Raw genomic sequence first — 7,028 nt, forward strand, 5'->3', positions numbered from 1 at the left:
CGCCGATTGCGTGCGACGAGAGGTGGGGGACCGTGACCGCAGTGGAGGACGCGCGCGAACGCGGCCGGGAGCTCGCCGCGGCCCTCGCCGCCGACGGGGTCGTCGGCGTGATCATCGCCTGGGCGGACAACAACGGCATCCCGCGCTCGCGGACCGTGCCGGTCGCGGCGCTGCCGCAGGTGGCCGCGACCGGGGTCGGCGTCACCACGCTGTTCGCGGTCTTCGACACCAACGACGCCATCACGTTCGACGCGCCGGGCCTCACGACGCCGTCGGGCGACCTCCGGCTGGTCCCGCGGCTCGACCGCATCACCCGCCTCGCCGGCCAGCCGGCGTTCGCCTGGGCCCCGGGCGTGCAGGTCACCGCCGAGGGCGGGCCGTGGCCGTTCGACCAGCGCTCGGTGCTCGAGCGCACCGTCGCCCGGCTCGACGAGGCCGGGTACTCCGCGCTCGTCGGCTACGAGATGGAGTTCGGCGTCTACGAGCCGCCGCAGGACGGCGACGACGCCGACACCCTGGTCCCGGCCCACTCCGGGCCCGCCTACAGCCCCCACGCGCTCCTCCCGATCGACGACTTCGTCGCCGCGGTCATGCGCGACGCCGACGCCAACGGCCTGCGACTCGGCCAGGTGCACGCGGAGTACGGGCCCGCCCAGGTCGAGCTCTCCCTCGCCGCGACCGACCCGGTGAGCGCCGCGGACCAGCAGCTGCTCGCGCGCCAGACCGTCCTCGCGGCCGCCGAGGCCCACGGGCTGCGGGTGTCGTTCGCGCCGCTGCCGACCCTGGCCGGGGCGGGCAACGGCTGGCACGTCCACACCTCGCTGTGGCGCGGCGGGGAGAATCTCCTGGCCGGCAGCGCGGAGGGGCCGCGCGGCACGGCCGGGGGCGCCTACATCGCGGGCCTGCTGCGCGACCTGCCCGCCCTCGCCGCGGTGACGGCGCCGTCGGTGGGCTCGCTCGCGCGCCTGCGGCCCGGGTTCTTCGCCGGGGCCTACGCCTTCTGGGGAGTGGAGAACCGTGAGGCCCCGCTGCGCTACGTCCCCGGCTCGACGCTCCTGGGCGAGGACCACGCCAACCTCGAGCTGAAGGTCTCCGACGCCTCGGCGAACCCGTACCTCGCGCTCGCCGCGGTGCTCACGGCCGGCGTCGCGGGCGTGGAGGAGAACCTCGTGCCGCCCGCGCCGGTCGGTGAGGACCCGGGCACCTGGAAGAAGAAGGAGCGCGCCGCCGCCGGGATCGCGAAGCTCCCGTCGAGCCAGGCCGAGCAGGAGGAGGCCCTGTCGGGCAACCCGCGGATCGCGGGGGTGCTCGGAGAGGAGCTCCTCGGCGCGTTCCTGGCCGTGCGGCGCGCGGACGCCGCGTGGGCGCTGGAGATGGAGACCGAGGAGGTCCTCGCCGCCTGGCGATGGCGCTACTGAGCTGTACCGCCGCGGGATCAGGCGCGGGTCAGCCGCCCGAGCTCGTCGTCGGAGAGCTGCAGGTGCAGGGTCGGGAGGATCTCGCGCAGCTGCCTGAGCGTGCGGGCGCTCGCGATGGGTGCGGCGACGGTCCGCTGCGCCGAGAGCCACGCCAGCGAGACCGCGGCGACCGGCACGTCGTGGGCCGCGGCGATCTCGTCGAGCACCCCGAGCAGCGCCACCCCGCGGTCGTCGAGGTAGCTCCGTGCGCCCTCGGCCCGGGCGTTCGCCATCGTGCCGCTGGCCGCCCCCGTGTCGACGTCGCCGCCCTCGGGGCGGTACTTGCCGGTCAGGAAGCCCTTCGCCAGGCCGAAGTACGGGTAGCAGACGAGGCCCTCGCGCTCGACGACCGGCGCCTGCTCGGCCTCGTAGGCGCGCTCCACGAGGTTGTAGTGGGGCTGGACGGCCGCGAACCGCGCGAGGTCGTGCTTGTCGGAGAGCTCCAGCGCGCCGGCGAGCCGGTCGGCCTCGAAGTTCGACGCCCCGATCGCGCGGACCTTGCCGGCCCGGACGAGCTCGTCGAAGGCCGCGAGGTACTCCTCCTGCGGGGTGTCGAAGTCGTCGCGGTGGGCGTAGTAGAGGTCGATGTGGTCGGTCTGCAGGCGACGCAGCGAGTCGTCGCACGCGGCCCGGATGTTGTCCGGGGCCAGGCCCTTGCGCTCGGCCCACGACCCGACCTTGGTGGCGACGACGACGTCGTCCCGCCGGCCCCGCCGCGCCAGCCAGCGCCCGATCACCGTCTCGGACTCGCCGCCCGAGAGCCCCTCCGCGCGGGCCATGTAGCTGTCGGCGGTGTCGATCATGCGCCCGCCCGCGTCGACGAACGCGTCGAGCAGGTCGAACGAGGTGGCTTCGTCGGCGGTCCAGCCGAACACGTTGCCGCCGAGGCACAGGCCGGTGGGCAGGTCGGGGGAGGTCATGTCTCCTGCGTACCCCAGCCGGCCGCGGGCAGACCCTGCACCCCGGGCGCGGATCTTGGCCGGTGCCACGTCGTCGTGGCAGCGTCCCGCCGCGGGATCGGCCCGGGGCGAGGAGGCGGCGTGGAGACCGATGTCGAGGAGCTGCTCGCGGACATGGCGGGGCTCGGTGAGGAGCCGACGCTGCTGGTCGCCTGCGGGTTCGACGGCGCGCTGTCGCCCGACGGCGACGACCGCGCGATCCAGCAGTCGTCCGAGGCGCTGAACGTGCTGCTGGCGCTGCCGGGCACGACGGTGGCCGTGGTCTCCCGGCGTCCGCCCGACGAGGTCGCCGAGCTGATGTTCCTCTCGGGGTCCAAGGGCGGCCTGCACCACTGCGGCCCCGACGAGCTCGCTGCCCTGCGCCGCAGCGTCGGCGGGGTCGCGCTCGTCATCGACACCGATCCGGACTCGCTGTCGGGCCTGGGCCCCGACGACATCGGCGTGCTCGTCGACGACGACGAGGACCCCGACGACGACGGCGTGCGCCGGGTGGCCGACGCCGACGAGGTCGTGGAGGTCCTCGAGGAGCTCGTCACCCTGCGGCGGCACTGAGCCCGGCCCGGCGTCGGGCCCGCGGCTCAGCCCCGCAGCGCCGCCAGGACCGCCGCGTGCACGCTCGGGCGGGCGATGAGCAGGTCGGGGGAGTACGGGTCGTCCTGGCCGTAGGGCACCTCGGAGCCGTCGATGCGGGTCGCGCGCAGCCCGGCCGCCATCGCGACCGCCATCGGCGCCGCGTTGTCCCACTCGTACTGCCCGCCGGAGTGCAGGTAGACGTCGGCCTCCCCGCGCAGCACGGCGATCATCTTCACCCCGGCCGCCGACCGCTTCACGAGCCGGACGTCGAAGGCCCGCTCGACGGCGCGGAGCTCGGCCGGCGGTCGCGAGCGACTCACCGTCACGGCGAGGGCGTCCCGGCCGGGGTGCTCGGTCGAGGGGGCCAGCGCGTCGTCGGGCACGGGCTCGACGGTGGCCGAGTCGACCAGCGCGTCCATCCCCGGCACCGCCACCGCACCCGCGGCCAGCCGGCCGTCGACGACGAGCGCGACGTGCACGCCCCACTCCTCGGTCCCGCGACCGAAGCCGCTCGAGCCGTCGAGCGGGTCGACGATCCACAGCCGGTGCGCCCCGCGCCAGCCGCGGGGATCGAGCGTGCCCTCCTCGGAGAGCACGGCGTCGTCGGGGCGGCGGCGGGCGAGCTCGCGGACGAGGAAGTCGTGCGCGTCGGCGTCGCCGGTGTACTCGCGGTCCCGGCCCGGCCGGGTGCGGTCGCGCAGCGCGCTCAGCAGCTCACCGGTCGCCCCGGCGAGCTCGCGGGCGAGGGCGGCGTCCTCGGCCGTCGCGGGGCTGCCGGGGGTCAGGACGTCCGCTGCGCTCACCCCCCGATCCTCGCCTACGACGTCGGGCGCGCGCCGGGTGGCGGGTGAGAGCTGGGCCTCGCTCAGGGCGCGTCGTGGGCCTCGGCGGCGACGAGGACGCGGGCCAGTTCCTCGAGGACCGCGACGCGGGCCTCGTCGTTCTCCGGACCGGTCTGCGGGACCTGGTCGAGCAGCAGCCGCGCCAGGCTCGCGAGGCTCACGACCTGGGCCGCGAACTCCTCCGGGCCCGCGAGCTCACCGAGCAGGCCCCCCACGCCCTCGAGGTCGCCCGCGTCCATGGCCCGGATGACGGCGACCGACCGCTCGTGGACGGCGGCCGGGTCGGGACCGGGCAGCTCGTCGGCGTCCGGGTGCTGGGTCATGGGCGGCATCATTCCAGGACCGCGGAGCTGGGCTACGGCCCGGAGCCGGAGCGGAGCGCCACGAGCGCCCACCCGGCCATCCCCGCGATCACCGCGCACACGGCGAGCAGGACCGCGAAGTACCAGGCGCCGGTGGCGATGTACATGACGAGCCAGATGATGCCCGCGACGAGGTTGAAGCCGAGGCCGAACTGGTAGCGGCGGCGCTCCTCGGGCCGGACCCGTCCGCGGTGCGCGCCGGGTCCCAGGAAGTCGTCCACCCGGCCACGGTAGCCGCGGCGACACCATTGGCCGTACCCGCGTTCGTCGCTAACCTCGCCGCACCGGGCCGTCGTCCAGGCCGCCCCCCGCCTCGGGAGCCCTCGATGAAGAAGATCGCCGAGCTCCTGGTGTGCTTCCTGCACCCGATCGCGGTCGTGCTCGTCTGGCTCAACCTGATCGTCCGCCCGGAGCTCAGCGGCACCGCGAAGATCGTCTGGGCCGTCCTCGCGCTCGTGCCGGTCGTGCCGTTCGTCTACGTGCTCACCGGCGGCGAGCTGTGGGAGAGCTCCAAGTCCCCGGCGGTGCGGTCCGGCCGGTAGGTGAGCAGGACGAGGCCGGTGCCGACGGCGCGGGCCTCGACGAGGCTCCACGGCCGCGTCGCCGCCGTCTGCTCGACCAGGCGCGTCCCGGCCCCGGCGACGACGGGGTGCACGGTGAGGCGCAGCTCGTCGACGAGGTCGTGGGCCAGCAGCGTGCCCACCAGGCGGATGCTGCCGTAGACGACGATGTCGCCCTCGACCCGCCGCCGCAGCGCCGACACCTCCGCCACCACTTCGCCGGCCAGCACCGTCCCGGGCCCCCACCGGGGTTCGGACAGCGTCGCGGACACGACGTATCGGGGCATGCCGTTCAGCCGGTCCGCCCACGCGCCCGTGCGCACGAGCCAGCGCCCCGCGAAGGACGCGTCGCTGCGCCGGCCGAGCAGCAGCGCCGCCGCGTCCCGGGCCTCGGCCTGCCCGACGGCCGCCCACGCCTCACGGTCGGCGTCGGTCATCCGGAGGAACCACCCGCCGCGGGCGGAGCCCTCCTCCCCGGTCGGGTCCTCGACGACCCCGTCCAGCGTCACGTTCTCGCTGACGACGATCCTTCCCATGGCGGGCCTCCTCGCTGCGGTGCGGACGACGTGCACCCGGGTGGACACCGCGGGCCGGCCGGAAGGGGCGCCTCCTCCGGGGGTGCGGCGGTGTCGGTACCCGGCGGAGGTGCGGAGTGGACGGGGACGGTGAGGTGGCGGGCGAGGTGCTGTCCCGCGCGCGGGCGGGGGACGGCGCCGCGTTCGCGGAGCTGACCGGGCCGTACCGGCGCGAGCTGCTCGTGCACTGCTACCGGATGCTCGGTTCGGCCACCGAGGCCGAGGACGTCCTGCAGGACACCCTGCTCGCCGCCTGGCAGGGCCTCGGCGGGTTCGAGGGCCGCGCGTCGCTTCGTACCTGGCTCTACCGGATCGCCACGAACCGCTGCCTCAACGCCCGCCGCACGGCCGCGCGCCGCCCCGCGGCGGGCTGGGACGTGCCCGGTGTCGAGCCGCCCGGGCCGACCCGGCTCGGCGAGGTGCCCTGGCTCGAGCCCCTCCCCGACGCTGCCCCGGACGGACCCGAGGCCGGTCACGAGCGGCGCGAGACGGTCTCCCTCGCGTTCGTCACCGCCCTGCAGCGCCTGCCGCCGCGCCAGGTCGCGGTGCTCGTCCTGCGCGACGTCCTCGCGTTCCGGGCCGACGAGGTCGCCGAGATGCTCGGCGCGACGACGGAGTCGGTGAAGAGCGCCCTCAAGCGCGCCCGCGCCGGCCTGCGGGCGCGGTGGTCGGCCGACCGCGAGCCGCCGCCCGCCCGCGGGTCCGCCGCCGAGGCCGCGGTCGTCACGCGGTTCGTCCGGGCGTGGGAGACCGCGGACGTCGCGGCGCTGGTCGCCCTGCTCACCGACGACGTCTTCATGTCCATGCCGCCGATGCCCCACGAGTACGAGGGTCGCGACGTCGTGGTGCGTTTCTGCGCCGGCCTCTTCGACGCGGGCCGCCGCTTCGACCTCGTCCCGGCCGCGGCCAACGGCCAGCCGGCCCTCGGGGCCTATCTGCGCACCCCGGAGGGTCCGCGTCCCGGCGTCGGGTTCTACGTCCTGCGCCTGCGCGGCGACCGGATCGCCGCGATGACCCGCTTCGAGGCGACCGTGCTCCCGGCCGTCGGGCTGCCGGCGGCACTCCCGGCCCGGTGAGCCCCCAACCACGTCCCGGGCGAGAGGATCCAGCATCGTGAACCGCCCGCCGGCACCCGACCCCGAGGACGCCCCGTGACCACACCCGACCCGGACGCCTTCGACGCGATCGACGTCCACGTGCACGTCGAGCAGGACGGCCACGGCTGCACCGCGCTGGACCAGGAGCTGCTCGACGCCTCGGCGAAGTACTTCCGCGCCGACCAGGACCGGACGCCGACGGTGGAGGCCATCGCCGAGCACTACCGCGCCCGGCGCACCGCGGCGGTGATCTTCACGGTGGACGCGCCGTCGGGCACCGGGCACCCGCCGCTCTCGAGCGAGGAGATCGCCGACCGGGCCGCGGCGCACGCCGACGTCCTCATCCCGTTCGGCTCGGTGGACCCCCACACCGGGAAGGCCGCCGTCGCGCGGGCCCGGCGGCTCGTGGCCGAGCACGGCGTCCGGGGCTTCAAGTTCCACCCCAGCCTGCAGGCGTTCGAGCCGAACGACGTGCGCTTCTACCCGCTCTACGCGGCGATCGAGGAGCTCGGGGTCCCGGCGCTGTTCCACACCGGCCAGACCGGGATCGGCGCCGGGCTGCCCGGCGGGCGGGGCATCAAGCTGCGCTACTCCGACCCGATG

General features: G+C 75.8%; 10 protein-coding genes. 5 read left to right on the forward strand and 5 right to left on the reverse strand.

The window, feature by feature from the left end:
* Window positions 1-32: 32 nt before the first annotated feature.
* Window positions 33-1,418 (forward strand): type I glutamate--ammonia ligase, encoded by a 1,386-nt coding sequence (locus tag AC0CYZ_RS27170; protein ID WP_472221180.1) that lies wholly within the window; start codon window positions 33-35, stop codon window positions 1,416-1,418.
* A 17-nt stretch (window positions 1,419-1,435) separates the two neighbouring features.
* Here the strand turns inward: AC0CYZ_RS27170 and AC0CYZ_RS27175 are convergent, their stop codons facing one another.
* Window positions 1,436-2,377 carry an aldo/keto reductase gene (locus AC0CYZ_RS27175; RefSeq protein WP_472221182.1) on the reverse strand — a complete coding sequence of 314 codons (942 nt, stop codon included), beginning with the start codon at window positions 2,375-2,377 and terminating at the stop codon, window positions 1,436-1,438.
* Window positions 2,378-2,497: 120 nt separating this feature from the next.
* On the opposite strand from AC0CYZ_RS27175, the gene AC0CYZ_RS27180 reads away from it, so the two are divergent.
* Window positions 2,498-2,968, forward strand: coding sequence for a hypothetical protein (locus AC0CYZ_RS27180; protein WP_472221184.1), 471 nt, complete (start codon window positions 2,498-2,500; stop codon window positions 2,966-2,968).
* A gap of 26 nt (window positions 2,969-2,994) precedes the next feature.
* Here AC0CYZ_RS27180 and AC0CYZ_RS27185 read toward each other — a convergent pair whose 3' ends face one another.
* From AC0CYZ_RS27185 to AC0CYZ_RS27195, 3 genes are all read right to left on the reverse strand, one after another.
* Entirely contained in the window at window positions 2,995-3,792 is a 798-nt protein-coding gene (locus tag AC0CYZ_RS27185; protein ID WP_472221186.1) for an inositol monophosphatase family protein, read from the reverse strand.
* 62 nt (window positions 3,793-3,854) lie between these two features.
* A complete protein-coding gene (locus tag AC0CYZ_RS27190) occupies window positions 3,855-4,154 on the reverse strand; it encodes a hypothetical protein (RefSeq protein WP_472221187.1) in 300 nt (99 codons plus the stop codon).
* A 32-nt stretch (window positions 4,155-4,186) separates the two neighbouring features.
* On the reverse strand, window positions 4,187-4,414 hold the full coding sequence (locus AC0CYZ_RS27195) for a hypothetical protein (RefSeq protein WP_472221189.1): 228 nt from the start codon (window positions 4,412-4,414) through the stop codon (window positions 4,187-4,189).
* A gap of 105 nt (window positions 4,415-4,519) precedes the next feature.
* Here AC0CYZ_RS27195 and AC0CYZ_RS27200 point away from each other — a divergent pair, with 105 nt between their 5' ends.
* Window positions 4,520-4,735 carry a hypothetical protein gene (locus tag AC0CYZ_RS27200; protein ID WP_472221191.1) on the forward strand — a complete coding sequence of 72 codons (216 nt, stop codon included), beginning with the start codon at window positions 4,520-4,522 and terminating at the stop codon, window positions 4,733-4,735.
* Here AC0CYZ_RS27200 and AC0CYZ_RS27205 read toward each other — a convergent pair.
* Window positions 4,669-5,289, reverse strand: coding sequence for a dihydrofolate reductase family protein (locus AC0CYZ_RS27205; RefSeq protein WP_472221193.1), 621 nt, complete (start codon window positions 5,287-5,289; stop codon window positions 4,669-4,671). The two genes, AC0CYZ_RS27200 and AC0CYZ_RS27205, sit on opposite strands and share 67 nt — an antisense overlap.
* Window positions 5,290-5,405: 116 nt before the next feature.
* Between AC0CYZ_RS27205 and AC0CYZ_RS27210 the strand changes: the two genes are divergently transcribed.
* Both AC0CYZ_RS27210 and AC0CYZ_RS27215 read left to right on the forward strand, forming a co-directional pair.
* Entirely contained in the window at window positions 5,406-6,404 is a 999-nt protein-coding gene (locus AC0CYZ_RS27210) for an RNA polymerase subunit sigma-70 (protein WP_472221195.1), read from the forward strand.
* A gap of 75 nt (window positions 6,405-6,479) precedes the next feature.
* A partial coding sequence (locus AC0CYZ_RS27215; protein ID WP_472221197.1) for an amidohydrolase family protein occupies window positions 6,480-7,028 on the forward strand: 549 nt, incomplete at its 3' end.

This window comes from Actinomycetospora sp. (assembly GCF_055612215.1).

Bases quoted from the DNA above. Each gene is read 5' to 3' on its own strand.
- AC0CYZ_RS27175 (WP_472221182.1), bottom strand. From the start codon at position 2,377: ATGACCTCCCCCGACCTGCCCACCGGCCTGTGCCTCGGCGGCAACGTG.
- AC0CYZ_RS27190 (WP_472221187.1), bottom strand. From the start codon at position 4,154: ATGACCCAGCACCCGGACGCCGACGAGCTGCCCGGTCCCGACCCGGCC.
- AC0CYZ_RS27200 (WP_472221191.1), top strand. From the start codon at position 4,520: ATGAAGAAGATCGCCGAGCTCCTGGTGTGCTTCCTGCACCCGATCGCG.
- AC0CYZ_RS27205 (WP_472221193.1), bottom strand. From the start codon at position 5,289: ATGGGAAGGATCGTCGTCAGCGAGAACGTGACGCTGGACGGGGTCGTC.